We start from the raw sequence: 24,030 nt of genomic DNA on the forward strand, positions 1-24,030 counted from the left end.
GCTGGATGGAGACGGCGTCGAGGCCGCGAGCGCCTCATCCGATGAAAGGGCAGATCCATGATCATCGACGCGCACACGCACGTCTGGCCCGACGCGATCGCTGAGCGGGCGCTGACCGCCAACCGCCTGCCGGGATTGCAGGCGGTCGGCAACGGCAAAGCGAGCTCGCTGGCGACCGAGATGGAGACCAAGGGCGTCGATCGCAGCATCGCTCTCGGGGTCGCCGGGGCCGCGAAGAACGTCGACCGCACCAACGAGTTCATCGCCTCGCTGGACGGCGAGACCTTCACCCCGTTCGGCACCGTGCACGTCGATCTGCCGGTCGAGGAGAACCTGGCGAGCCTGCGCCGCCACGGCCTCCACGGCGTGAAGGTGCACCCCCTGTTCCAGAACTACGGGCTGATGAACGAGCGGCTGTGGGAGCTCTTCGAGGCCTTCGGGGACGAGATCGGCGTGATCGTGCACGTCGGCGCGGGAGGCAGCGGAGCGGTGAACGAGCTGAGCACGCCGCGCATGCTGCGCGAGATCGTGCGCACCTTCCCGCGGCTGCGGCTGGTGGCGTGCCACTTCGGCGGCTACCACATGCTGGCGGAAGCCGAGCAGGAGCTGCGCGGACTGGACGTCGTGCTGGAGACCTCGTGGCCCCCGGCCCTCAGCGAGGTCGACCCCACGACGGTACGACGCCTGATCACCCAGCACGGGACCGAGCGGATCGTGTTCGGCTCGGACTGGCCCATGACCGACCCGGCGAAGGAGATCGCGGCCATCCGCGCGCTGAACCTCGGCGACGACGCGGAGTCCGCGGTGCTGGGCGGCAACCTCGCCCGCGTCCTCCGGCTCGACGTGTAGGCGCGGGCCCCAGGTCGGCTGGCGCTAGCGCCAGTCGACCACCTCGTTCATCAGCTGCGGCTCACGCTTGGCGATGGTCTTGGCGTACTCGCTCATGTGCTCGCGCATGAGCTGTTCGGCCACCTCGGGCTCACCGGAGATGATCGCTTCGGCGATGTCGGCGTGAACACGACGCACCGGGTCGCGGCGGCGGGCGACGTACACACCGGACGCGCGCTCGGTGAAGAGGTCCTTCAACGCCCGCGCGAACAGGCTCAGCAGGCCGTTGCCCGACATCGACAAGACCTTCGCGTGGAAGGCGTTGCTCGCCGTGAGCCACTCGTCGTCGGTCTTCGCGGCGAAGCCGCGCTCGACGATCTCGCGCAGCTCCTCGTCGTCGGAAGCATCGTGCCGTTCCGCGGCGAGCCGGGCGACGAGCGGCTCCAGGATCAGCCTGGCCTCGACCAGCTCGCTGAACTCGATTCCCTGCACCTGGAAGAAGAGCGTGGCCATCCGGCCGAACTCGCGGCTGTCCACTTCCGACACGACCGGGCCGCCGCCGGGCCCCGGCTTCATGCGGATGAGTCCGTGCACCTCCAGGACGCGCAGCGCCTCCCGCAGGGACGCCCGCGCCACCTGGAAGCGCTGGAGCATCACGCTCTCGGACTCCAGCATGTCGCCTGGCGAGAGCTTGCGCTGCGCGATGTCGCGCACGATTTCACGCGCGATGATGGACGACACCTTCTCGCCACGGCGTTCCCACGCTACGCTGACCGATTCACTCATAATGGTTCGCAGCATACCGGCCGGAGGGCCAAGACTTCACATGACCGTCCACGTGTCCGCTCCGCTCATGTGGGCCCGGAACTCGCCATCGCTGCCGGCCTCGTCACTCCGGGCGTTTCGCAGGTGTTCGCGCACGAGGTCGTCGTAGACCGGGCGGGACACGCTGCGCAGCACACCGGTCACCACGTGTTCGAGGTCCTGGCTCGACACGCGGCTGAGCGCATAAGCGTATTCCGGGTCATCGCTGACCGCATCGTGCACGAGGAGCTCGTGCCGCTCGACCTCGGCCGTGGGCCGCACGCGCAGCCCGAAGCCGTCGCGGACCACGCAATGCTCACCGTCGGCACCGAAGACGATGGGCTCGCCGTGGACGAGCGGGATCAGCCGGTTCGGCGCCTCGTCCTTCGCGCGGAGCAGGTCGAACGAACCGTCGTTGAAGATCGGACAATCCTGCAGGATCTCCACCAGCGCCGTACCCCGGTGCGCGGCCGCCTGGCGCAGCACGTCGGCCAGTCCTCTGCGGTCCGAGTCCAACGCCCGGGCCACGAAGGACGCCTCCGCTCCCAGCGCCAGCGACAGCGTGCTCAGCGGTGAGTCGAGGGAGCCTCCCGGGGTGCTCTTGGTGATCTTGCCGGTCTCGGAGGTCGGCGAGTACTGGCCCTTGGTCAGCCCGTAGATCCGGTTGTTGAACAGCAAGATCTTCAGGTTCACGTTGCGGCGCAGCGCGTGGATCAGGTGGTTGCCGCCGATCGACAACGCGTCGCCGTCACCGGTCACCACCCAGACGGACAGATCGGGCCGCGAGACCGACAACCCGGTGGCGATCGCCGGAGCACGTCCGTGGATCGAGTGCATCCCGTAGGTTTCGAGGTAGTACGGGAAACGCGACGAACAGCCGATACCTGACACGAAAACGATGTTCTCGCGCCGCAATCCGAGTTCCGGCAGCAGTCCGCGCACCGTGGCGAGGATCGGGTAGTCACCGCAACCGGGACACCACCGCACCTCCGATGCCGACGTGAAGTCCTTCGCCGTGAGTCCCAGGTCGATACCGGCCGCAGTGGTCACTTCGCGGTGTCCTCTCCTCGCGCCGCAGCGACCGCCGCGGCCATCTTGTTCCGCTCGGTGGCGGCCATCGTGCCGGCTTCGACCTCGAGCAGGACTTCTTCCAGCTCCTCAGCGAGGAACGCCTGCCCGGCGACCTTCGTCACCGGCTGCGCGTCGACGAGGTAGCGAGCGCGCAACAGCATCGACAGCTGCCCGAGGTTCATCTCCGGCACGACCACTCGCTCGTAGCTCCGCAACACCTCGCCGAGGTTCGCGGGCAGCGGGTTCAGGTGGCGCAGATGCGCTTGAGCGATCGGCACGCCCCGGCCCCGCACCCTGCGGCACGCCGCGCCGATCGGTCCGTACGAACTCCCCCAGCCCACGACGAGCGTGCGGGCACGTCCGCCGGGGTCGTCGACGACAAGGTCCGGCACGTCGACGCGGTCAAGCTTGGCCTGCCGCAACCGGACCATCAGGTCGTGGTTGTCCGGGTCGTACGAGATCGCACCGTCCTGGTGCGACTTCTCCAGCCCGCCGATGCGGTGCTCCAGCCCCGCGGTGCCCGGCACCGCCCAGGGACGCGCGAGCGTGTACGGATCCCGCCGGTACGGCGCGAAGGCCTCCCCACCGGCTTCGGCGAACGCGGGATCGATCCGGGGAAGGTCGTCGAGTTCCGGGATCCGCCAGGGCTCCGAGCCGTTGGCGATCGCGCCGTCGGAGAGCAGCAGCACCGGCGTCCGGTAGGTCACGGCGATCCGCGCGGCCTCGACGGCCGCGCCGAAGCAGTCCGCCGGTGATCTCGGCGCGACCACCGGAACCGGCGATTCGCCGTTGCGACCGAACAGGGCCTGCAACAGGTCGGCCTGCTCGGTCTTGGTCGGCAGCCCGGTGGACGGCCCGCCCCGCTGCACGTCGACGACGAGCAACGGCAGTTCGGTCATCACCGCCAGCCCGATCGTCTCGCTCTTGAGCGCCAGTCCCGGGCCCGACGTGGTCGTCACGCCCAAGGCCCCGCCGAAGGCAGCGCCCAGCGCTGCGCCGATCCCGGCGATCTCGTCCTCGGCCTGGAACGTCGTCACCCCGAAACGGGTGAGCCTGCTCAGCTCGTGCAGGATGTCGCTGGCCGGCGTGATCGGATAGCTGCCGAGGAACACCGGCAGCCCGGCGCGCCGACCCGCCGCCACCAGGCCCTGCGACAGCGCCACGTTCCCCGTCACCTGCCGGTACGTGCCCGCCGGCAGCCGCGCGGGAGCGATCTCGATGGTGGAGGCGAAGGCCTCGGTGGTCTCGCCGTAGTTCCAGCCCGCGCGGAAGGCCAGCACGTTCGCCTCACCGATGTCCGGTTTGCGCGCGAACTTCTCGCGCAGGAACCGCTCGGTGCCCTCCGTCGGCCGCTGGTACATCCAGCACAGCAGACCGAGCGCGAACATGTTCTTGGCCCGAGCCGCGTCGCGCTTGCCCACCCCGGCCGGCTCGACCGCACCCCGGGTGAGCGTCGACATGGGCACTTCGTGCACCACCAACCCGGTGAGCTCGGCCAGCGGATCACCCTCGTAACCGGCCTTGGTCAGGTTCCGCTTGGTGAACTCGTCGGTGTTGACCAGCAGCACGCCTCCGGCGCGGAGATCTCCGACGTTCGCCTTCAGCGCCGCCGGGTTCATCACCACGAGCACGTCGGGCCGGTCTCCGGGCGTGAGGATGTCGTAGTCCGCGAAGTGGATCTGGAAGCTCGAGACACCGGGCAGCGTTCCCTGCGGTGCCCGGATCTCGGCCGGGAAGTTCGGCTGGGTCGCCAGGTCGTTGCCGAAGGCCGCGGCCTCGGCGGTGAAGCGGTCACCGGCCAGTTGCATCCCGTCCCCGGAGTCACCGGCGAAGCGGACGACGGCCCGTTTCGGCGCAGTCACCGGGTCACGCCCTTCACCAGCTGCTTGGCCAGGGAGTCGAGGATGACCTCGGTGGACCCCTCGTAGATCCGCATCGGACGCGCCTCCCGGTAGAGCCGCTCGATCTTGCTGCCCTGGACGAGGCCGAACCTGCCCATCGTCTGGACCGACCGGTCGACCACGCGTCCGGCGATCTCGGTCGCGCCCACCTTCGCCATCGACGACAGGTGCAGGTTCGCCAGCGGGTCGCGTGCCGCGGCCTCCGCGGCGCGGTAGGTCAGCGCGCGGGCCATTTCGATCTCGGTCCACGAGGTCGCCAGGCTGCCGGGCACCGAGCCCAGCCGGGCCAGGTTCACGCCGAACTGCTCGCGTCCCGCGGCGTGCCGGACGGCTTCCTCCAGCGCGGCGGTGGCGAGCCCGACCGCTGCGCCCGCGACCGAGACCCGGAAGGTCGCCAGCGTCGAGAGCACCAGGGTGAAACCCTTCCCCGGCGCCCCGAGCCGGTGGCTCTCCGGGACGCGGACCTCGTCGAGCACCACGTCGCCGAGCACGTGCGGTGCGATGATCTGGTGCGGCTTGGCCACCGAAACCCCGTGGGCGGTGGCGGGCACCAGCACCAGCGAGTAGCTCTCGCCCTCGCGTGCCAGCACGCAGTAGAAGTCCGCGTCCCCGGCGTTGGTGATGAACGACTTCCGCCCGTTGAGGACGAGATCGCCGTCGCGGGCGACGAGCGTCGTCGACAACGCCTTGAGGTCCGACCCCACGTCAGGTTCCGTCAGGGCCAGCGCGGCGATCGCTTCCAGCCGGCCGACCGCCGGGAGCCACTCGGCGCGCACAGCGTCGCTGCCTCCTGCGCTGATCGCGTAGCTGCCGATTCCCTGCATGCCCAGCAGCGAGTCGAGGTGGGCGCTCTCGGCCGCGAAGGCCTCCCGCGCCAAGGTGACGGCAAGCGAATCGACCCGTTCGTAGCGGCCCCCGAACTCCGCCGGAACCATGATCGAGCCGATGCCGCTGGCGGCGAGGCGCTTGCGCATCTCCGGGTCGATGTCGCCGGCTTCGTCGGCCCGCTCGGCGATGTCGCGCACGGACGCCGCGAACTCACGGGCTTCCCGTTGCAGCGCAAGGTACTTCTCCGACAGCTCGAACAGCCGTCCGTCCTCCGCGTCAGCCACCGCAGCTCCTTCAACTTCTGGCATATTTATGATTACCATAACAAGGAATTGTCCCGCGTCAACTAACGCCGAGGTGACCTCATGACCTTCGATCCGACCAGTGCGTTCGACCTCAGCGGCCGCGTGGCGATGGTGACCGGCGGCAGCCGCGGGCTGGGCAAGGCCATCGCCCTGGGGCTGGCCCGAGCGGGCGCCGACGTCATCATCTCCAGCCGCAAGCAGCAAGCCTGCGAGGAAGCCGCCTCCGAAGTGGAGCGCGAAACGGGCCGCAGGGCGTACCCGATCAGCGCCCACGTCGGCCAGTGGGACCGGCTGGACGCACTCGTCGACGACGTCTACCAGCGGGTCGGGCGCGTCGACGTGCTGGTCAACAACGCGGGCATGTCACCGCTCTACGACCACGTCGACGGCATCACCGAGGAGCTGTTCGACAAGGTGATCGCGGTCAACCTCAAGGGACCGTTCCGGCTCTCCGCCCTGGTGGGCAGCAGGATGGCCGAGAGCACCGGAGGGTCGATCATCAACATCAGCAGCGCGGCCGCCACCCGCCCGCGGCCCTCGGTGCTCCCCTACGCCGCGGCCAAGGCCGGCCTGAACGCGATCACCACGGGCTTCGCGCACACCTTCGGCCCCTCGGTGCGCTGCAACGCCATCATGGCCGGAACCTTCCACACCGACGTCAGCGCGTCCTGGGACCCCGCCGAGTTCGCCACCCGAGCCCAGCGCTTCGCCCTGCAACGCGGCGGCCAACCGGACGAGATCGTGGGCATGGCGGTGTACTTGGCCTCCGACGCGTCCAGCTACACCACCGGCGCGGTGCTCGCCGTCGACGGCGGGCAGCCGTAGACCCACCGGCCGGGCCCACACCAGGGCGGGCCCGGCCGGGAGCCGTTTCAGAACGGGCCGGTCACGCTGAAGCGCCTTCGCGACCGGTGATCACACCCCTGGCGACGAGCTCCCCCAGCTCGCCGCCGGAGAGCCCGAGCCCCGCCCCCAGCACCTCGTGAGTGTGCTCGCCGATGCGGGGCACGCCGTCGTAGGCCGGCCCCTCGTAACCGGCGAGATGCAGCACCGGACCGGGCGTCATGACCGAGTCCCAGCCGCCGGGACCGGTGATGCCCACGAGCGTGCGCTCCAGGAAGTGCGGATCCGCGACGATGTCGGAGGCGTCGTTGACAGGCGCGCACACCACTTCGTGCTCCTCGAGCACGGCGAGAGCCGCATCCCTGGACAACGACTCGACCCAGTCGCTGACGTGCTTCTGCAGCAGATCGTTGTGCTCCAGCCGGGCCGGCCCGGTGGCGAACCTCGGGTCCTCGATCATGTCCGGCTGCCCCATCGCGGTGAACAGCCTGGTCGCGATCACCTGGTTCGACGCGGCGATCGACAGGAACTTCCCGTCCGCCGACTGGTAGATGCCGCGGGGGGACGCGGCACCGGTGGCGTTGCCGATGCGACCCTGCACCTCGCCAAGCCCGGTGTACTTCAGCACCATGTCGCCGACGATGAACAGCAGCGGCTCGTACAGCGCGACGTCCACCACCTCGCCCTTGCCGGTGCGCTCCCTGCGGAACAACGACATCGCCGTGCCCATCGCCGCCGAGATGCCCGCGATGGAGTCCGCGAACCCGAACGGAGGCGAGGTCGGAGGGTGCTCGGGCCAGCCGTTGATGTGGGCGAACCCGCTCGACGTCTCCGCCACCGTGCCGAAACCGGGCCGATTCCGGTACGGCCCGGTCTGCCCGAAGCCCGAGATCCTGGTCAGGACCAGGCTCGGGTTCTGCTCGCTGAGCACGTCGTACCCGAGCCCCCAGCCTTCCAGCCGCCCCGGCCGGAACGACTCGACGACGACGTCCACCTCGGCGGCCAAGCGGCGCACCAGATCCCGGCCGCCCTGCTGGCGGAGGTCGATGCCCACGGAGCGCTTGCCGCTGTTGAGGCGGCCGAACCCGAGCGACAGGCCGTCCTTCTGCGGCACCCACTGGCGCGCGTAATCACCGTTCACCGGGTCTTCCGCTTTGATGACCTCGGCGCCGAAATCACGCAGCATCCTCCCGGCGGTCGGTGCGGCGTAGCCCGCACCGAGTTCGAGCACGCGCACACCGGCCAGCGGCGCGTCACCGGCTTCAGCCATGACCCCTCCCCTTCGATCGCCCGCTCACTCACACGCGCCACTGGACGTGCCTGGGCTCCAGGTACTCGTGGATGCCCCACTCGCCGATCTCCCGGCCGACACCCGAACGACCGGATCCGCCGAACGGCGCGTCCGGCCGCATCGCACCGCCGCCGTTGATCCACACCGTTCCGGCTCGCAACCGCTCGGCGACGCGCCGGCCCTCGTCGAGGTCCGGTGCCCAGATGTTGGCCGCCAACCCGTAGGCGGTGTCGTTGGCCAGGTCGATGGCTTCCTCGGCGTCCCGGAACGGGACCACGACCGCCACCGGGCCGAAGATCTCCTGCTGCACGGCCCGCGCGGTGTGCGGCAATCCGCCCAGCAGCACGGGGTTGATGTAGTAGCCCTTGTCGGGAACCGGCTGGTCGACCGACAGCAGGACCCGGCCGCCCTCGTCGATCGAGCCGTCAACGAAGCTCTGCACCCGGTCGCGGTGCTCGGGCCGGATCATCGGCCCGATGTTCGTCTTCGGGTCCCACGGGTCGCCGACGTGCATCTGGTCGAACGCGCCGGTGCTCGCGGCCAGGAACCGGTCGTAGAGATCGTCGTGCACCAGCAGCCGGGCCAGCGCGGCGCACCCCTGGCCGCCGTTGCGGGACCAGCGCAGGTGCATCTCCTCCGCGAAGGATTCGACCTCGCAACCGGGCAGCACGATGCTGGCCGACTTCCCGCCGAGTTCGAGCGTCACGCCGCTGAGGTTCGCCGCGGCCTGCTCCATGATCTTCGCGCCGACCGCGTCGGACCCGGTGAAGGAGACCTTGTCCACCCCCGGGTGGGAGGACAGCCGCCGCCCCACCTCGGCGTCACCGACGATCACGTTGAACACGCCGTCGGGCAGGTCCGCCTCGCGGCTGAGCTCACCGAGCAGCAGGGTGGTCAGCGGCGTGCGCGGTGACGGCAGCAGCACCACCGTGCAGCCCGCGGCAAGCGCGGCGCCGAACTTGAAGATGGCCAGGTTGAGCGGGTAGTTGTAGCCGGTGATCGCGGCGACGACGCCCACCGGGTAGTGGGAGACCTCGCTCATGGTCGGCACCGGCTGGTCGTAGCCCCCGAGGTGCACCGTGCGGTCCTTCTTGGCCGCCTCGGCCTGCCAGCGGAGGTGCCCCAGGCCCATCTTGACCTGGAGCCCTTCGGCCAGCGACACCGGTGTGCCGACCTCGTTGACGATCGACGCGAGCAGTTCGTCGACGCGCGCCTCCAGCACATCGGCAAGCCGGTGGATGGCCGCCGAACGCTCCTCCGGCCGGAGCGCGGCCCAGCCGCCGAAGGCCTCCCGCGCGGCGCGCACCGCCTGGTCGACCTGCTCGGAGGAAGCACCGCCGACTTCGGCCAGGACCTGCTCCGTGGCCGGGTTGACGACCTCCCAGCGCTGCCCGGCCGGCTGCACCGGCTTGTTGGCGATGGTCAGCGTGCGCACTCCGGGCACGTAGTCGCGCATCGACTCAGGTGTCTTGGTCATCGGGCACCCTCTTCTTCCTTTTTCTTCGCCATCAAGCCGACTCGGTGCAGCAGGCAGACGAGCGTGTCGTCCTGGTTGAAACCGCGATGCTCGAACCACACGATCCCGGAGTCGTCGCGGCTGTTGGACTCCCGCTTGTCCAGGATCGTCGTCTCCGCGCGCAAGGTGTCGCCGTGGAACACCGGGTGCGGGAACTGGATCTTGTCGTAGCCGAGGTTGCCGAGGGTGGTTCCCATCGTCAGCTCCGGCACGTGGAACGCCCCGATCAGCGCCACCGTGAACAGGCTGTTGACCACCCTGGCGCCGTGCACGCTCTTCTTGGCGAATTCCTCGTCGAGGTGCAGCGGCTGCAGGTTCATCGTCAGCGAGGTGAACATGACGTTGTCCATCTCGGTGACCGTGCGGGTGAACGGATGTGCGTACTCCGCACCGATCTCGAACTCCTCGAAGTACAGACCGCGCATGTCATTCCCCGTTTCCCGCGATGGCTTCGGCCCGCGTCAGCCATTCCACCGCCTTGTCGTAGTGCGCTTTGTCGATGTGCAGGCCGCGATAGCGCAGCGCCCCCGTGCCCTCGGCGCGGGCCTTCTCGTACGCCTCGACGAGTCCCCGGTGGAACTCGATGTCCTCGGTGGACGGTGAGAACACCTCGTTGATCGCGGCGACGTGGCTCGGGTGGATCGCGATCATCCCGCGGAAACCGAGTTGCCTGCCGCGCGCGGCGAACTCCCGCAGGCCGTCCAGGTTCGCGAGGTCCTCCCACAACCCGGTCAGCGCGTGGATCCCGGCTTCCCGGCACGCCAGCAGGATCCGGCTGCGGTGGTACAGCGTCTCGGTCCCCTCGGGGGTCCACTCGTAGCCGACGGCCTTGGCGATGTCCGCGTGCTCAGCGGTCGGGCCGATCATGGCCCCGACCCGCGGGGACGCGGTCGCGATCTCCAGGCAGCCGTGGATCGCCCGGACCGTCTCGACCGGCACGATGTACTCCAGACCGGAAACCCCGTTGCGCTCCTCGAAGTGGTCGAGCAGCGCGTCGTAGCGCAGCACGTCGGTGCTGCGCTCGATCTTCGGCGCGAAGACACCGGTCAGGCCGGGAACGACGACCTCCTCGAGATCACCACCGGTGAGCCGGGTATCCAGCGGGTTGACCCGCACGAACAGACCGACCTCGCTCCCCGACTCCCGCACCCGCCGGATGGACCCCGCGACCGCCTCCCGCGCGGCGACCTTCTCCCCGGAGGGCACGGAATCCTCCAGGTCGAGCACGATCGCGTCCGCGTTGGCGCGCAACGCCTTGTCCACCCACGTCGTGCGGTGGCCGGGGAGGAACAGCACGGAACGGTAAGGACGCATCAGTAGCTCCTCGGCAGGCCGAGCACGTGCTCGGCCACGTAGTTGAGCACCATCTCCTGGCTGATCGGCGCGATGCGCATCAGCCGCGCCTCCCGGAAGTACCGCTCGATGTGGTACTCCTTCGAATAGCCGTACCCACCGTGCGCGCTCAGGGCCGCGTCCGCGGCGAAGAAACCGGCCTCCGCGGCCAGGAACTTCGCCTCGTTCGCGTCCTTGCCGCTGGGCTGGTCGTTGTCGATCAGCCACGCCGCGCGCTGGCACACCAGGTCCGCGGCGTCGAGCTGGACCAGCGCTCGCGCGAGCGGATGCGAGATCGCCTGGTTCTGCCCGATGGGGCGGCCGAACACCGTCCGGTCCTTCGCGTAGGTGGTCGCGCGGCGCAATGCCGCCCGGCCGATCCCGATCGAGGCGTTGGCCGAGATGACGCGTTCGGCGTTGAGACCGGCGAGGATCGCGCGGAAGCCGTCGCCGACCTCGCCGATCACATCCGACTCGGGGACGAACAGCTCGTCGATGAACAGCTCGTTGGTGTCCACGGCGTTGCGCCCCAGCTTCGGGATCTTGCGCACCGTCACGCGTTCGCGGTCCATCGGCGCGAAGAACAGCGTCATCCCGTCCGTGCGCTTCGCACTGTCCTCACGCGGGGACGTCCGGCACAGGATGATGAGCCGTTCCGCCTCCTGGGCCTTGGTGATCCAGACCTTCTTCCCCGAGATCGACCAGCCTCCTTCGACCTTCTTCGCGAACGTCGAGATCGTCGAGGTGTCGGTTCCGGCGTCCGGTTCGGTGACCGCGAACGAGACGTGCAGATCGCCCTCGACGAGCCGTGGGAGGAACCTCTTCTTCAGATCCGCGCTGCCGTGCCTGATGATCGACTCGAAACCGAAGATCCCGATGTGGACCGCACTGCACCCGTTCATCCCCGCGCCCGAGGCCGCGATCTCCTGCTCGACGATCGCGGCCTCGGTGACGCCCAGGCCACCGCCGCCGTACTCGGCGGGCACGGTCAGGCCGAGCCAGCCGCCGTCCACCACGGCTTTGTAGAAGTCCCAGGGGAATTCCTCGTCCCGGTCGTGCTGGGCCCAGTAGTCGTCGGGGAATCCGGCGCACAGCGCGCGCACGGCCTCCCGGATGTCCGAATGCGTCGTGTCAGCGCTGAAGTCCATGTGCCTTCTCCTGGCGGTCGAACGTGTCCGGGGCGATCCCCTCCTCGCGCAGCACCGCCTTGCGCACCTTCTCCGAGGGCGTTTTCGGCAGCGCATCGACGAACCGGACGAAGCGGGGGATGGCGAACTCGGGAATGCGGCCCTTGCACCAGTCGATGACGGCGCCGGGCTCGACCGGTTCGGTGGCGACGATGGCGGCGAGGACCTCGTCCTCGCCGGCTTCGACCTCGGCCGGAACACCGATCACCGCGCACTCGGCGACCGCCGGGTGCCCCAGGATCGCCTGCTCCACCTCGTAGGAGCTGATGTTCTCACCGCGTCGGCGCAGCGCGTCCTTGTAGCGGTCGACGAAGTAGAACCACCCGTCGGCGTCCTTGCGCAACGCGTCACCGGTGTGGAACCACAGGTTTCGCCACGCCTCGACGGTCTTCTCGGGCATGCCGTAGTAGCCCATGCTGCACGTCCACGGGTGCTTCGGCCGCACCACGAGCTCACCGATCTCGCCGACCGGCACCTCCTGGTCGGTTTCCGGGTCGACCAGCCGGATGTCGAACCAGTCCGCGGCCTGCAGACCGGCCGCGCCGGGCGGGCGCTCGACGGCGTACGGCGACATGATCGGTGCGCAGGTCTCCGTGAGGCCGAACGCGTCGACGAACGCCTCGATGCCGTAGCGCTCCTGGAAGTCCGCCACGATCGAACTCGCGGTGGGTGCGGCGTAGACGCACCGGAGCTGGTTGTCCCGGTCGTCCGGTCGCGGCGGCTGCTTCCACGCGAAATCCATCATGACGCCGACGAAGTTGGTCACCGTCACGCCGGACTCGCGCACCTGGTCGATCCACCGGCTGGCGCTGAACTTCGGCCGCACCACGGCGCCGGCACCGGCGACCAGGGCCGGGTACACCGCCATGAACTGGGCGTTGCCGTGGAACAGCGGCGTGGTGGTCAGATAGGTGTCCTCCGGGGTGAGCCGGGTCAGGGACACGACGATCTGCGCGAAGAAGTACAGCTGCGCGTGCGGCATCGCCACGCCCTTGGACGGACCCGTGGTGCCGGAGGTGAAGAAGATGGCGCCGAGGTCCTGGGGCCGGGGCGCCGGGAGCTCCAACTCCGACCCTTCTTCGAGGTCGTCCCACAGATCGGCGGCCCAACCACCGCGCCGCAGCACCTCCACGGCTTCCTGCCCGCGCCCGGTGTCGATGACCCAGAAGTGCTCGATGCCCCGTGCGTGCTCGGCGATCGCGACGAACCTCTCGGCGAAGGTGTCGTCGATGACCGCCCATCGCGCCCCGACGGTGACCACCTGGTGCCGCAGGAACTCGCCTTCGTAGTTGGTGTTGATCGGTACTTCGACCAGCCCTCCCACGGCGGCGGCAAACCAGCTGCGCACCAGCCGCGACGAGTTCGCGGCCATGATGACCAGCCGATCACCGGTCTCCGCACCGCCCTTGATCAGCGAGCCGGAGATCCGTTGCGCCGAGGACAGCATCTCGGCGTAGGTCCAACGCAGCCCTTCCTCCGGCGTCATCAGGAAGGTCGCGTCCGGCCGCTCCTGGGCGTGGTGCCGCAGGACGGTGCTGAGCGTCCAGTCCGCCGGATCGGCGAAGGTGGGAACGAGATCGCGGTAAACCCGGGTCATGCTCGGCCTCCACAGTGGTCGCTTACTTCGCCGTCAATCCGCCGTCGACCGGGATGGTGACGCCGGTGACGTAGCTCGCGTCATCGCTGAGCAGGAAGGCGATCACCGCCGCGACCTCCTCGGGTTCCGCGCCCCGGCCGAGCGGGATCCCACCGACGAAGTCCTTGGTCAGCTCGGAGACGTCGGCTCCCGGCTCCCGGCCGAAGAACTGGGCCAGCATCGGGGTGTGCACGGTGCCGGGGCACACCACGTTGGTGCGCACCCCGTCCGGCGCGCCGTTGAGCGCCAACGACCGCGCGAACGGCACGAGCGCCCCCTTGGTCAGCGAGTAGATCGGGCTGAACGGCGAGCCCACCAGCGCAGAGGTCGACGAGGTCATCGTGATCGAACCGGTGCCGCCGGCCGCCTTGAGCAGGTCGAAGCCGAGCGTGCAGGTGTAGTAGGCGCTCTTGACGTTGACGTCGACGTTGGTGGCCCACTGCTCGTCGGACACCTCGAGTCCGGCGGGGCCGGGCATGCCGACCTGCGCGTGCAACGCGTGCAGCACACCGCGCTCGTCGCGAATGCGGTCGAACAGGGCGCGCAAGCTGTCGTTGTCGGTCGCGTCGACCTGCTGCGCGACCGCGCTGCCCCCAGCGGCCACGATCTCCTTGGCCACCCCCTCGGCGGCGTCGGCACCGAGGTCGGCGACGTAGACGTGAGCGCCTTCGTCGGCCAGGCGCAGCGAGATGGCCCGGCCCATGCCGGATCCACCGCCGACGACGGCGGCGGTGCGGTTTTCGAAGCGGCGTGTCATGAGTGTTTCCCTTCGCGTCGGATTGGTCAGCGGCGCTGGTCGAAGGAGCGGCCGAGCATTTCGGAGACGATTCGGATGCGCTGCATCGCCGGAGTGCCTCCGGCCAGCGCCCACCCGTGCGAGTCGCGGTGCAGCCTCTCGAGGCCGAACTCCTCGGTGTAGCCGTTCCCGCCGTGCAGCTGCATGGCGAGATCGGTGACCCGCTTGGCCATCTCGTTCGCGGTGCACTTGGCCAGCGACACGTCGAGCGAGTTCGGCAGGTTCTCACCGACACCGGCTGCCGCGCGCTGGATGAGCAAGCGGGCCGCCTCGACCTGCAGCAGCATGTCCGCCAGCGTCATCTGGACGTTCTGGAACTCCACGAGCGGCTTGCCGAACTGGTCGCGTTCCTGGACGTAGCGCTTGGTCCGGTCGAGCGCCGCCTGCCCCAGCGCGAGGCTCATCGTGGCGTTTCCCAGGCGTTCGATGGAGAACGCGCCGAAGAGCTCGCGGAAGCGCCCCGGACCGAGCACCAGGTTCTCCGCGGGGACCTCGACGTCGTCGAAGCGGATGTCGGCAGACGGGATGCCGCGGAATCCCATCAGCCGTTCGCGCTCACCGAAGCTCACGCCGGGGCGGTCGGCTTCGACGATCACCGCACCGATGGCCTTCGACCCGGGTGCGTCGTTCATGCGCGCGTAGACGAGGTAGTGATCTGCTTCGCCACCGTTGGAGATCCACCGCTTGGAACCGTTGACCACGACCTTGTCGCCCTCGACGACGGCCTTGGTCTTCATGTCGGTGGCGGCCGAGCCCGCGTCCGGCTCCGAGATCGCCACGGCGAGCGTCGCCTCCCCGCTGATGATCGGCGGCAGGAAGCGCTCGCGCTGCTGCTCGCTGCCGAGTCTCGCGACGACCTGAGCCGGCCCGGTGTTGGACTCGAAGACCTGGAACGCCGCGGGACGGCATTCCTTGGCCAGCTCCTCGATGACGGTCAACGCGTGCTGCAGCGGTGCACCCCCGCCACCGTGCCGTTCCGGGAGCGCGATGCCGAGCAGTCCCAGTTCCCCCAGGTAGCGACGCTCCTCGTGGGGAAAAGCGGTCCGCTCGCGGTCCCATTCCTCCGCGCGCGGCGCGTAGCGCTCCGCGGCGAGTTTGGCCGCGACCTCCTTCAGGGCGCGCTGTTCGTCGGCGTCGATTGCGGATCCCACTGGCCCACCACCCTCATTTTATCGTAATCATCATAATAGTCTTACCGGCAGCGCGGTCAAGCTTGCTCCTCCGATCAGCCCCGTGCAAGATGCAGTTGTCTCTGCTTATCATCATCATGGTTTAGGGAGGAAACAATGGGCCGGGCAGTGATCGTCGACGCGGTCCGCTCCCCGATGGGGCGCGGCAGGTCCACCGGCGCGCTCGCCGGGCTGCATCCGGTGGACCTGCTCGCGCAGGTCCTCAGCCGGCTCGTGGCCCGCAACGACCTCGACCCCGGGCTGATCGACGACGTGCTCGTCGGCTGCGTCGGCCAGGTCGGCGAGCAATCCGCCACCCCCGGTCGCCAGGCGGTGCTGGCGGCGGGATTTCCCACCCACGTCCCCTCCGTGACGATCGAGCGCAAGTGCGGCTCGGGCCAGCAGGCGATCGACTTCGCGGTTCAGGGCGTCCAGGCCGGCGCCTACGACATCGCCATCGCCGCAGGCGTGGAGTCGATGAGCAGGGTGCCGATGGGGTGCGCGCGCGGCGACGCCGATCCGCACGGACCGGAGGTGCGCGCTCGGTTCCCCGGGCTCGTTCCCCAAGGCATCTCCGCCGAGCTCGTGGCCGCGAAGTGGAAGCTCAGCCGATCCGAGCTCGACGAGTACGCGGCACGTTCGCACGAACGCGCCGCCGCCACGTCCTTCGACGGCGAGATCGTGCCGGTCACGACGCCGGATGGCACCGCGGTCGCCGCCGACGAAACCATCCGCGAAGGCACCACCCCGGAGCGGCTCGGGCAGCTGGCCCCCGCGTTCGCGCGAGAGCCCTACCTGGATCGCTTCCCCGACCTGGACTGGATGATCACAGCCGGAAACTCGTCGCAGATCACCGACGGTGCCAGCGCACTGCTCGTGATGTCCGAGGAGCGCGCCGCCGCGCTGGGCCTGCGACCCCGGGCGGCGCTCGTGGCCTCGGCCGTGGTCGGTGACGACCCGACGCTGATGCTCACCGGCCCGATTCCCGCCACGCACGCCGTGCACGCGCGATCCGGGCTGTCACCCGGCGACATCGCCGCCTTCGAGGTGAACGAAGCCTTCGCATCGGTTCCGATCGCCTGGCAGCGGGAATTCGAGGTGCCCGACGAAAGACTCAACCCCTGCGGCGGCGCAATCGCCCTGGGACACCCGCTCGGCGCGTCCGGCTGCCGCCTGATGACCACCTTGATCAACCACCTGGAGCGCACCGGCGGCCGCTACGGCCTCCAAACCATGTGCGAAGCCGGCGGCATGGCCAACGCCGCGATCGTCGAGAACCTGTCCGCGTAGCGCACGGCGCCGCTGGAAAACGCACGGGAACAACGTGTGAGAACGGGAGAGAAATGAAGCTGGACAACGCGACAGCGGTCGTCACCGGAGGTGCTTCCGGCCTCGGCCTGGCCACCGCGCGCCGGTTCGTCGAACGGGGCGTACCCACGGTCATCATCGATCTGCCCACCTCCGACGGAGAACGAGTCGCGAAGGAACTGGGCGATTCGGCCCGATTCGGCCCCGCCGACGTCGCCGATGCCGACGCCGTGAGCCGGGCGCTCGACCTGGCCGAGGGCCCGATCCGAGCACTCGTGCACTGCGCGGGCCGCGGCGGAACGGTGCGCGTCGTCGAACGGGACGGCCAACCGGGATCGCTGGAGTCCTACGAGTCCATCGTGCGCACCAACCTGATCGGCTCGTTCAACGTGCTCCGGCTGACCGCCGCCCGGATGGTGACCAACGAGCCCGTCGACGGCGAGCGCGGAGCCTGCGTGCTCACCGCCTCGGTCGCGGCCTGGGAGGGCCAGATCGGGCAGATCCCGTACGCCTCGGCGAAATCCGGGGTGGTGGGCATGACTCTCGTAGCGGCCCGCGACCTCGCGCGGAAGCTGGTCCGCGTGTGCTCCATCGCTCCCGGCACCTTCGACACCCCCATCCTGGCCCGGTTCTCCGACGAGATCCGCGACGGGCTGGCGAAGCAAACACCGCACCCGCAGCGCCTGGGGGACCCGGACGAGTTCGCCGCGCTCGCCCACCACATCATCGACAACCCGATGCTCAACGGAGAGACGGTCCGCCTCGACGGTGCGATCCGGATGCCGCCGAAATGAGGAGAGCAGCGTGACCGAATCCAGCACTTCCACAACGAGCGATGACGAGTCCTGCGTGACCGAGCCGGTCGTCCTGACCGAGAACGTCGACGGCGTTCTGGTGATCACGATCAACCGGCCCCAGGCCCGCAACGCCATCAACACCGCGACCGCCACGGCGATCGCCGCCGCGATGGACGAGTTGGACAGCAGGGACGACCTGGCCGCCGGCGTGATCACCGGCGCGGGGCAGAGCTTCTGCGCGGGCATGGACCTCAAGGCGTTCCTCGCCGGGGAACGGCCGTCGCTACCCGGCCGCGGTTTCGCCGGGATCGTGCAGCAGCCGCCCACCAAGCCGCTGGTGGCGGCCGTGGAGGGCCACGCCATCGCGGGCGGCTTCGAGATCGTCCTGGCCTGCGATCTCATCGTGGCCTCCGAAGAGGCGAAGTTCGGCCTGCCCGAGGTCAAGCGCGGCCTCGTGGCGGCGGGTGGCGGGCTGCTCAGACTGCCCGAACGCGTGCCCTACCACGTGGCGGTCGAGTGGGCGCTCACCGGCGAACTCGTCTCGGCGCGGGCGGCGCACGACGTCTCCCTGGTCAACCGACTCACCCCACCCGGCCAGGCCCGGGCGACGGCGGTGGAACTGGCGCGGACGATCGCGGGCAACGGCCCGCTCGCGGTCCGCGCCACCAAGGAGATCATCAACGCCGCCCGCGACTGGCCGTCGGACGAGGCGTTCGACCGCCAGCAGGCGATCAGCGAGCCGGTGCGCAGCTCCGAGGACGCCCGCGAAGGCGCTCTGGCGTTCAAGGAGAAGCGCATGCCGGTATGGAAGGGCCGCTGACCGGCGGGGAGATCGACGGACGCGGGAACCAGGCGCGCGCCGCACCGGTTCCCGCGTCCGCCCCGGTGGCCCGCACATCCCGCACCACCGAGCCGAACGACCGGCCTCACTCCGGCGGGGGGAAGTTCGGCTTGCGCTTCTCCAGGAAGGCCGCCGCGCCTTCGGTCATGTCGGGGCTGCCCACCGCCTGGACGAGCATGCCCAGGCCCGCGCTGAACGAATCGCGCGCGGCATTCCACCAGACGTTCGAGCTGACCTTGGTGATCTCCAGGTACCGGGGGCTCAGCGCGGCCAGCTCACCGCACCACTCGGTGACGGTCTGCTCCAGCAGGTCGTCCTCGACCACGGCGTTCACCAAGCCCATCCGCTCCGCCTGCTCGGCGCTGTAGCGGCGGCAGAACAGCGACAGCTCCTTCGCGCGCTTCTCACCGATCTGCAGGCCCATCACGTTGGTGGCCCCGGTCACCGGCGAACTGCCGACTCGCGGCCCGGTCTGCCCGAAGGTCGCCGAACGGGCGGCGATGGCCACGTCGCACGCGACGACCAGCTCGTTGCCCCCGCCGGCCGCGGCTCCGTTCACCGCGGCGATGACCGGCCTGGGGCACTGCCGCACGGCGTCCAGCATCCGCAGGGTCGACTGGTAGAGCTGGCGCATCTCCCCCACCGTCGGCGTGCTCAGCTGCTGCAGCGAACCACCGGCGCAGAAGCTGCCGCCGGACCCGGTGATGACCACCGCGCGCGCCGAGGCGGAGCCCTCCAGCGCTTCCACGACGGCTGCGGACATCTCGGGGTCGAACGCGTTGCGCCGCTCGGGCCGGTTCAACCGGATCCAGACGGTCTCACCGGCACCACGCTCCACGAGGACGTCGCTCATCGGTCTCCTCCACACCCACCCGGGGACATTTCCTTATAATGATAATCCTTGTATTCGCGATCTCCAAGGACACCCGGGGGGCACCGCCGACCGAGCGAGCGCGCCGCGAGCCGCTCAGGAGGCAACCCGCGGGACGCGCAGCTCACTCGCCGTCATTTCAGGCTGATCGCCCGCTCCGGGCACGCATCCGCACCGTCGCGAGCAGCATTGACCAGAGCGCCGTCGACCTCCTCGGTGATCGGATAGGCGTGCCCGTCCTCGTCCCGGAGCGCGAACACTTCGGGCGAGGTCATCTGACACAGCCCGTGCCCCTGGCATTGGTTGGCGTCGACCTGAACTCGCATGAATCCTCCTCGACCGACTCGGCTCGCATCGTTGACAGCCGACCCATCTAGTATAACCATTATCATGCCGAAGCGAAGGGGTGGAGAGACGCGAAAGCATGGCAGGTCGGCAGCCTCTCCGGAAGCCGTCGCGAACCGGGACCGCACTCACGACGCCCTGCGCCACACCCTTCTCTCCCCGAGCTCACACTCGGGGGACCGCACGTCCAGCCACGTCATGACCTCGGCGGGCCTCGCCGCACTGCACCGATGCCCGCAGAAGGAGCCAACATGGGTTTGCAGAAGTCCGCCCACTTCCCCGCTCACCAGGGCGTTCCGCCGAGGGGCAACGGTTCATGAACCGGATCGTCGTCGCCGGCGGGGGCCTGGCAGCGGCCCGGGTGTGCGAACAGGTCCGCGCGAAGGGGCACGACGGCGAGCTGCTGGTGCTCTGCGCCGAATCCTCCCCGCCCTACGACCGGCCACCGCTGACCAAGGCCGCGCTCCTGGAGGAGCGCGACACGACCCTGCGCACCGATTTCGAGCTGCTCGAAGCCGATCTCCGGCTGGGCGTTCCTGCCACCGGCCTCGCCCCGGATCGGGACGTGGTGCGGACAGCAAAGGGCGAGGTTCCGTTCAGCACCCTGGTCATCGCGACGGGGTCGGCACCCCTCTCGCTGCCCGGAACGGGCCCGCAGCACGTCGTGCGCACCGCGCAGGACGCGGCACGGCTCCGCGCCGGACTGCGCCCAGGCGCCCACATCGTGCTCGCAGGAGCGAGCTGGATCGGCGGGGAGGTCGCGACGGCGGCACTCCGGCTGGGGTGCCGCGTGACCTGCGTGGAACCGGGTCCGGCACCGCTGGCCGCCGCCCTCGGCGACGAGGTCGGCGCACAGTTCCTGCCCTGGTGGTCCGACGTGGACCTGCGCCTCGGGGTGAGCATCCTCGAGGTGACCGCCACCGGCGTGCGGCTCGGCGACGGGTCGCACCTCACGGCGGACGTCGTGGTGGCGGGTATCGGAGTGCGCCCGCAGACCGACTGGCTGACCGGCTCCGGAATCGAGGTCGACCGCGGCGTGGTGGTCGACGAGCACCTGCGCACCACCAGGCCGAACGTGTACGCGGTGGGCGATGTCGCCGCCCGGTGGTCGCGGCGGTGGAACAAGCGCCTGCGCGTCGAGCACTGGGACGACGCGCGAACCGGCCCCGACGTCGCCGCAGCGATGATCCTGGGCGGCAACGACGGCCCGGAGCCGTTGCCGGTGCACGACCCGGTTCCCTACTTCTGGAGCGACCAGTTCGGGCACAAGATCCAGTACGTCGGCCAGCACGGCGCCGAGGACGCGGTCGTGATCCGCGGCCGGGGTTCGGCGAAGTGGGGAGCGGCCTGGCTCGCACCGGACGGCACGCTCAACGCTCACCTCAGCGTCGATCAACCCAAGCAGATGATCCACGCCAGAGCGGCGATCGATGCCGGCGCGAAACCGTCCCCGGAATCGCTGGCCGACCCGGATGCCTCGTTCTGAGCACGTGCCCAGGAACTGGGTCTGCGGGCCGGACCGGTGGCGGAGGTTCCTGCCGGGCAGCACAGCACGCGGGGTCCTCGAGCACTCTCGAGGACCCCGCGTGGGAACGGTGGCGGCGAGGTCAGCGAGCCAGGTAGCCGCCATCCACGTGCAATTCCGAACCGGTCATGAACGAGGCATCGTCACTGGCGAGGAAGGCGATGGCGGCGGCGATCTCGGACGGCCGAGCCAGCCGGCCCATCGGCATCACCGAGACCATGCCCGCTTCGATCTCGGTTCCCTTCACGTTCTCGAGGATGGGGGTGTCCACGAACCCCGGGTGCACCGAGTTCACCCGCACGCCGTCGCCGACCCAGCGCATGGCGGTGTTCTTCGTGAGCAGCCGGACAGCCCCCTTCGCCGCGTGGTAACCGGGCGAGGTGCCGAACCCGCCGCCCACGCCGTAGATCGAACTGACGTTGACCACCGAGCCGCACCGGGACGCCTTCAACTGCTCCGCAGCCGCCTTCATGCCCAGGAACACGCTGGTCTGCGTGACGGCGATCGTCCGCTCGTACTGCTCCTTCGTCGTCTCCTCGAGCGGGGCGACGTCCCCGACCCCGGCGTTGTTCACCAGGATGTCGAGCCCTCCGAACTCCGCGACGACGTGGTCGATCGCCTCCTGCCACGACTCCTCGGAGGCCACGTCGTGGTGCAGGAAAGCGGCCCGGGATCCCGACTCCCTGAGCCCGTTCGCGACTCCCTCGCCGGCAACGTCCTGGATGTCGGTGACGAGCACCGCCGCGCCTTCCTCCGCGAAACGCTCAGCGGTCGCCCTGCCGATGCCGCTCGCGGCACCGGTGACGAGGGCGACTCTGCCCTGAAGTCTGTCCACCATGGGCTCCTTGAAAAGGTGGGGAGTGTGGGTCCTGAAACAGCCCTAGGCCGCCTTGATGACTTGGGAGAAGGACATCTGGAACGCGTCTGGCGTGGTGAAGTTCGCGATGTCGGCCGAGGCGGCTTCTCCCTCCGGCGACTGCAGGGCCGCCAGGGCGTCTTCCTTGCTGTCGAAGTCCAGGACCGCGACCAGGAAGTGCGCGGGCTTCGATCCGTCCGGAAGTTCGGTCACGCCCCATTCGTAGTTCCTCAGCTTCGGCAGCTTGGTCGCCAGAACCGCGTGCACTTCGCGGTAGTGCTTCAGGAACTTCTCGGGGTCGGACGGATGATCGTAAATCGCCGTGAGCCGATACATCGGATTCGCCTTTCTGCCTGGGGGAATTGCGCAGCGACCATCCCGCGGCGCCTCGAGGACCCGCAGCGCCGGGCATACCATTCCACATTGGACGAACGTGGCGCCGGACAGGAGAGCCGCAGGGCGTGACTTGCAACCAGGATCACCCGAGCTGCGACAAGAGTCAAGATATTCCTGATATTCATAGTCACCGATTGCTTCCGAGGGCGCGTTCCTCGAAAGCTCGGCCGAGCGCAAGCGAAGCTGTGCGGCCCAGAACGAGTTGATCATTGCCCTCAAGAGGATCCGAAGCGGACGATCTTCACCCGGCAGAATGACACCTGTGCGTGCCAAGAGGGTGCCGCCGTTACGGTTGCCCAGTGGCTATGCCGAGCTCAGCCATGCCCCACGGTGTGGCATGGCAGCTGATCCTGGAGCAAGCTGCGGCTCCGGTCGCGGCGCTCGATCTGCAGGCCCGGGTCATCTACGCCAACCCCGCGGCCTGCCAGCTCCTCGGCTACGACCTCGCGGACGTGCTCCACCGCTCGGCAGGGGACTTCACACATCCAGATGACTCACCGGTCGACGACGACATGATCAGTAGCCTGATCACCGGTGACGTGGAGAAGCTGACCCAGGAGCGGCGCGGCGTGCGGTCCGACGGCACAGCCATCTGGGTCCTGGTCGACTTCGCTCTCATCCGCGACTCCGCCGGCGTGCCGCAGTTCGTCCTCGTGCAGTACCAGGACATCACCGAACGCCGCACAGCCGAGCGGCGCTGGCGCAGCACCTTCGCCAACGCCCCCATCGGCATGGCCATGCTCGACCTCACCGGCCGCTGGCTCGAGGTCAACGACAAGCTCTGCGACATGGTCGGCTACAGCCGCGACGAGATGCAGGCCATGCGCTTCACCGACCTCACCTACCCCAACGACACCTCCGGATTGGACCTCCTCGCCGAACTGGCCGCAGGCCACATCGACACCGCCAGCACCGAAAAGCGCTACCGGCACAAGAACGGATACCCCATCTGGGCCCTCATCCGCATCAACCTCGTCCGAGGAGCCGACGAAGAGCCCGCCTACCTCGTCGCCCAGTACGAGACCATCGGCGACGAGGAGATGCGCGACAGCCACATCGCGCACATGGCACTGCACGACCCGCTCACCGGCCTGGCCAACCGCGCCCTGCTCATGGACCGGCTCAACCACGAGCTCCACGCACTCCCCCAGCACGGCGGCGTCCTCGCAGTACTGCTGGCCGACGTCGACGGACTCAAGCCCGTCAACGACCGCTACGGCCACGCCGCCGGTGACCAACTCCTCACGACCACCGCCGACGAACTCCTCAACGCCGTCCACCCTGGAGACACGGTGTCCCGCCTCGGTGGCGACGAATTCGTGGTCGTCTCCAACAAGCCGGACATCAACGCGTCCAGGGCATTCCGCGACGATGTATCACGACGCCTGAACACCGACCTCATCGTCGCAGGCCACGAAATCACACTCACCGCCAGCATCGGACTCGCTGCCACCACCAGCTCCACCACGCCGGCCGCCGACCTGCTCCACGCGGCCGACCTCGACATGTACACCCGCAAAGCCGCCAGCCCCCACCACCAGCATCACTCCGGCGGCAGATGAACGAGTCCACTCCCCGACCCCG

General features: G+C 69.2%; 23 protein-coding genes. 7 read left to right on the forward strand and 16 right to left on the reverse strand.

Features of this window, described 5'->3' with window-relative positions:
• The first annotated feature begins 57 nt into the window (after nucleotides 1–57).
• Nucleotides 58–849: an amidohydrolase family protein gene (locus AB0J78_RS07640; RefSeq protein ID WP_363787862.1), complete on the forward strand. Its 792-nt coding sequence runs from the start codon at nucleotides 58–60 to the stop codon at nucleotides 847–849.
• Nucleotides 850–873: 24 nt separating this feature from the next.
• Here the strand turns inward: AB0J78_RS07640 and AB0J78_RS07645 are convergent, their stop codons facing one another.
• The 4 genes from AB0J78_RS07645 to AB0J78_RS07660 form a co-directional block, all read right to left on the reverse strand.
• Nucleotides 874–1,569, reverse strand: coding sequence for an FCD domain-containing protein (locus AB0J78_RS07645; RefSeq protein WP_363787864.1), 696 nt, complete (start codon nucleotides 1,567–1,569; stop codon nucleotides 874–876).
• A gap of 81 nt (nucleotides 1,570–1,650) precedes the next feature.
• Complete coding sequence (locus AB0J78_RS07650) at nucleotides 1,651–2,682, reverse strand: 2-oxoacid:ferredoxin oxidoreductase subunit beta (RefSeq protein WP_363787865.1); 1,032 nt, start codon at nucleotides 2,680–2,682, stop codon at nucleotides 1,651–1,653.
• Nucleotides 2,679–4,565 (reverse strand): 2-oxoacid:acceptor oxidoreductase subunit alpha, encoded by a 1,887-nt coding sequence (locus AB0J78_RS07655; protein WP_363787866.1) that lies wholly within the window; start codon nucleotides 4,563–4,565, stop codon nucleotides 2,679–2,681. Before AB0J78_RS07655 ends, AB0J78_RS07650 begins: the two co-directional genes overlap by 4 nt.
• On the reverse strand, nucleotides 4,562–5,716 hold the full coding sequence (locus AB0J78_RS07660; RefSeq protein ID WP_363787868.1) for an acyl-CoA dehydrogenase family protein: 1,155 nt from the start codon (nucleotides 5,714–5,716) through the stop codon (nucleotides 4,562–4,564). Before AB0J78_RS07660 ends, AB0J78_RS07655 begins: the two co-directional genes overlap by 4 nt.
• 81 nt (nucleotides 5,717–5,797) lie before the next feature.
• On the opposite strand from AB0J78_RS07660, the gene AB0J78_RS07665 reads away from it, so the two are divergent.
• Nucleotides 5,798–6,562, forward strand: coding sequence for a glucose 1-dehydrogenase (locus AB0J78_RS07665; protein ID WP_363787870.1), 765 nt, complete (start codon nucleotides 5,798–5,800; stop codon nucleotides 6,560–6,562).
• A 61-nt stretch (nucleotides 6,563–6,623) separates the two neighbouring features.
• Here AB0J78_RS07665 and AB0J78_RS07670 read toward each other — a convergent pair whose 3' ends face one another.
• Genes AB0J78_RS07670 through AB0J78_RS07705 form a run of 8 tightly spaced genes read right to left on the reverse strand, consistent with a single transcriptional unit; the run spans nucleotide 6,624 to nucleotide 15,489 of the window.
• Nucleotides 6,624–7,850, reverse strand: a complete 1,227-nt coding sequence (locus tag AB0J78_RS07670; protein ID WP_363787872.1) for a CoA transferase — start codon at nucleotides 7,848–7,850, stop codon at nucleotides 6,624–6,626.
• Between the two features lie 28 nt (nucleotides 7,851–7,878).
• Nucleotides 7,879–9,348, reverse strand: a complete 1,470-nt coding sequence (locus tag AB0J78_RS07675; RefSeq protein ID WP_363787874.1) for an aldehyde dehydrogenase family protein — start codon at nucleotides 9,346–9,348, stop codon at nucleotides 7,879–7,881.
• Nucleotides 9,345–9,812, reverse strand: coding sequence for a MaoC family dehydratase (locus AB0J78_RS07680; protein ID WP_363787875.1), 468 nt, complete (start codon nucleotides 9,810–9,812; stop codon nucleotides 9,345–9,347). Before AB0J78_RS07680 ends, AB0J78_RS07675 begins: the two co-directional genes overlap by 4 nt.
• Nucleotide 9,813: 1 nt before the next feature.
• A complete protein-coding gene (locus AB0J78_RS07685; protein ID WP_363787876.1) occupies nucleotides 9,814–10,701 on the reverse strand; it encodes a CoA ester lyase in 888 nt (295 codons plus the stop codon).
• Nucleotides 10,701–11,867 (reverse strand): acyl-CoA dehydrogenase family protein, encoded by a 1,167-nt coding sequence (locus AB0J78_RS07690; RefSeq protein ID WP_363787877.1) that lies wholly within the window; start codon nucleotides 11,865–11,867, stop codon nucleotides 10,701–10,703. Before AB0J78_RS07690 ends, AB0J78_RS07685 begins: the two co-directional genes overlap by 1 nt.
• Nucleotides 11,851–13,503 (reverse strand): AMP-binding protein, encoded by a 1,653-nt coding sequence (locus tag AB0J78_RS07695; RefSeq protein ID WP_363787878.1) that lies wholly within the window; start codon nucleotides 13,501–13,503, stop codon nucleotides 11,851–11,853. Before AB0J78_RS07695 ends, AB0J78_RS07690 begins: the two co-directional genes overlap by 17 nt.
• 22 nt (nucleotides 13,504–13,525) lie before the next feature.
• Nucleotides 13,526–14,299: an SDR family NAD(P)-dependent oxidoreductase gene (locus AB0J78_RS07700; protein ID WP_363787879.1), complete on the reverse strand. Its 774-nt coding sequence runs from the start codon at nucleotides 14,297–14,299 to the stop codon at nucleotides 13,526–13,528.
• 26 nt (nucleotides 14,300–14,325) lie between these two features.
• Nucleotides 14,326–15,489, reverse strand: coding sequence for an acyl-CoA dehydrogenase family protein (locus AB0J78_RS07705; RefSeq protein ID WP_363787880.1), 1,164 nt, complete (start codon nucleotides 15,487–15,489; stop codon nucleotides 14,326–14,328).
• 135 nt (nucleotides 15,490–15,624) lie between these two features.
• On the opposite strand from AB0J78_RS07705, the gene AB0J78_RS07710 reads away from it, so the two are divergent.
• The 3 genes from AB0J78_RS07710 to AB0J78_RS07720 are packed head-to-tail and all read left to right on the forward strand — an operon-like array spanning nucleotide 15,625 to nucleotide 18,432.
• Nucleotides 15,625–16,797: a thiolase family protein gene (locus tag AB0J78_RS07710; RefSeq protein WP_363787881.1), complete on the forward strand. Its 1,173-nt coding sequence runs from the start codon at nucleotides 15,625–15,627 to the stop codon at nucleotides 16,795–16,797.
• A gap of 53 nt (nucleotides 16,798–16,850) precedes the next feature.
• Nucleotides 16,851–17,609, forward strand: a complete 759-nt coding sequence (locus tag AB0J78_RS07715) for an SDR family NAD(P)-dependent oxidoreductase (protein ID WP_363787882.1) — start codon at nucleotides 16,851–16,853, stop codon at nucleotides 17,607–17,609.
• 55 nt (nucleotides 17,610–17,664) lie between these two features.
• Nucleotides 17,665–18,432 (forward strand): crotonase/enoyl-CoA hydratase family protein, encoded by a 768-nt coding sequence (locus tag AB0J78_RS07720; RefSeq protein WP_363788134.1) that lies wholly within the window; start codon nucleotides 17,665–17,667, stop codon nucleotides 18,430–18,432.
• A gap of 106 nt (nucleotides 18,433–18,538) precedes the next feature.
• Here the strand turns inward: AB0J78_RS07720 and AB0J78_RS07725 are convergent, their stop codons facing one another.
• Both AB0J78_RS07725 and AB0J78_RS07730 read right to left on the reverse strand, forming a co-directional pair.
• On the reverse strand, nucleotides 18,539–19,306 hold the full coding sequence (locus tag AB0J78_RS07725; protein WP_363787883.1) for an enoyl-CoA hydratase/isomerase family protein: 768 nt from the start codon (nucleotides 19,304–19,306) through the stop codon (nucleotides 18,539–18,541).
• A 152-nt stretch (nucleotides 19,307–19,458) separates the two neighbouring features.
• Complete coding sequence (locus AB0J78_RS07730; protein WP_363787884.1) at nucleotides 19,459–19,650, reverse strand: ferredoxin; 192 nt, start codon at nucleotides 19,648–19,650, stop codon at nucleotides 19,459–19,461.
• Nucleotides 19,651–19,985: 335 nt separating this feature from the next.
• Between AB0J78_RS07730 and AB0J78_RS07735 the strand changes: the two genes are divergently transcribed.
• Nucleotides 19,986–21,155, forward strand: a complete 1,170-nt coding sequence (locus AB0J78_RS07735) for an FAD-dependent oxidoreductase (RefSeq protein WP_363787885.1) — start codon at nucleotides 19,986–19,988, stop codon at nucleotides 21,153–21,155.
• Between the two features lie 121 nt (nucleotides 21,156–21,276).
• Here AB0J78_RS07735 and AB0J78_RS07740 read toward each other — a convergent pair whose 3' ends face one another.
• Nucleotides 21,277–22,032 carry a glucose 1-dehydrogenase gene (locus AB0J78_RS07740; RefSeq protein WP_363787886.1) on the reverse strand — a complete coding sequence of 252 codons (756 nt, stop codon included), beginning with the start codon at nucleotides 22,030–22,032 and terminating at the stop codon, nucleotides 21,277–21,279.
• A 42-nt stretch (nucleotides 22,033–22,074) separates the two neighbouring features.
• Nucleotides 22,075–22,656, reverse strand: coding sequence for an EthD family reductase (locus AB0J78_RS07745; protein WP_363787887.1), 582 nt, complete (start codon nucleotides 22,654–22,656; stop codon nucleotides 22,075–22,077).
• Between the two features lie 122 nt (nucleotides 22,657–22,778).
• Between AB0J78_RS07745 and AB0J78_RS07750 the strand changes: the two genes are divergently transcribed.
• Nucleotides 22,779–24,008: a PAS domain S-box protein gene (locus AB0J78_RS07750; RefSeq protein WP_363787888.1), complete on the forward strand. Its 1,230-nt coding sequence runs from the start codon at nucleotides 22,779–22,781 to the stop codon at nucleotides 24,006–24,008.
• Nucleotides 24,009–24,030: the final 22 nt, after the last annotated feature.

Origin of the sequence: Saccharopolyspora sp. NPDC049426 (assembly GCF_040676935.1) — a bacterium.
Taxonomy (GTDB): domain Bacteria; phylum Actinomycetota; class Actinomycetes; order Mycobacteriales; family Pseudonocardiaceae; genus Saccharopolyspora.

Bases quoted from the DNA above. Each gene is read 5' to 3' on its own strand.
- AB0J78_RS07735 (WP_363787885.1), top strand. From the start codon at position 19,986: ATGAACCGGATCGTCGTCGCCGGCGGGGGCCTGGCAGCGGCCCGGGTG.
- AB0J78_RS07700 (WP_363787879.1), bottom strand. From the start codon at position 14,299: ATGACACGCCGCTTCGAAAACCGCACCGCCGCCGTCGTCGGCGGTGGA.
- AB0J78_RS07680 (WP_363787875.1), bottom strand. From the start codon at position 9,812: ATGCGCGGTCTGTACTTCGAGGAGTTCGAGATCGGTGCGGAGTACGCA.
- AB0J78_RS07730 (WP_363787884.1), bottom strand. From the start codon at position 19,650: ATGCGAGTTCAGGTCGACGCCAACCAATGCCAGGGGCACGGGCTGTGT.
- AB0J78_RS07675 (WP_363787874.1), bottom strand. From the start codon at position 9,348: ATGACCAAGACACCTGAGTCGATGCGCGACTACGTGCCCGGAGTGCGC.
- AB0J78_RS07640 (WP_363787862.1), top strand. From the start codon at position 58: ATGATCATCGACGCGCACACGCACGTCTGGCCCGACGCGATCGCTGAG.
- AB0J78_RS07665 (WP_363787870.1), top strand. From the start codon at position 5,798: ATGACCTTCGATCCGACCAGTGCGTTCGACCTCAGCGGCCGCGTGGCG.
- AB0J78_RS07740 (WP_363787886.1), bottom strand. From the start codon at position 22,032: ATGGTGGACAGACTTCAGGGCAGAGTCGCCCTCGTCACCGGTGCCGCG.
- AB0J78_RS07710 (WP_363787881.1), top strand. From the start codon at position 15,625: ATGGGCCGGGCAGTGATCGTCGACGCGGTCCGCTCCCCGATGGGGCGC.
- AB0J78_RS07670 (WP_363787872.1), bottom strand. From the start codon at position 7,850: ATGGCTGAAGCCGGTGACGCGCCGCTGGCCGGTGTGCGCGTGCTCGAA.
- AB0J78_RS07690 (WP_363787877.1), bottom strand. From the start codon at position 11,867: ATGGACTTCAGCGCTGACACGACGCATTCGGACATCCGGGAGGCCGTG.
- AB0J78_RS07745 (WP_363787887.1), bottom strand. From the start codon at position 22,656: ATGATCAACTCGTTCTGGGCCGCACAGCTTCGCTTGCGCTCGGCCGAG.
- AB0J78_RS07695 (WP_363787878.1), bottom strand. From the start codon at position 13,503: ATGACCCGGGTTTACCGCGATCTCGTTCCCACCTTCGCCGATCCGGCG.
- AB0J78_RS07725 (WP_363787883.1), bottom strand. From the start codon at position 19,306: ATGAGCGACGTCCTCGTGGAGCGTGGTGCCGGTGAGACCGTCTGGATC.
- AB0J78_RS07715 (WP_363787882.1), top strand. From the start codon at position 16,851: ATGAAGCTGGACAACGCGACAGCGGTCGTCACCGGAGGTGCTTCCGGC.
- AB0J78_RS07685 (WP_363787876.1), bottom strand. From the start codon at position 10,701: ATGCGTCCTTACCGTTCCGTGCTGTTCCTCCCCGGCCACCGCACGACG.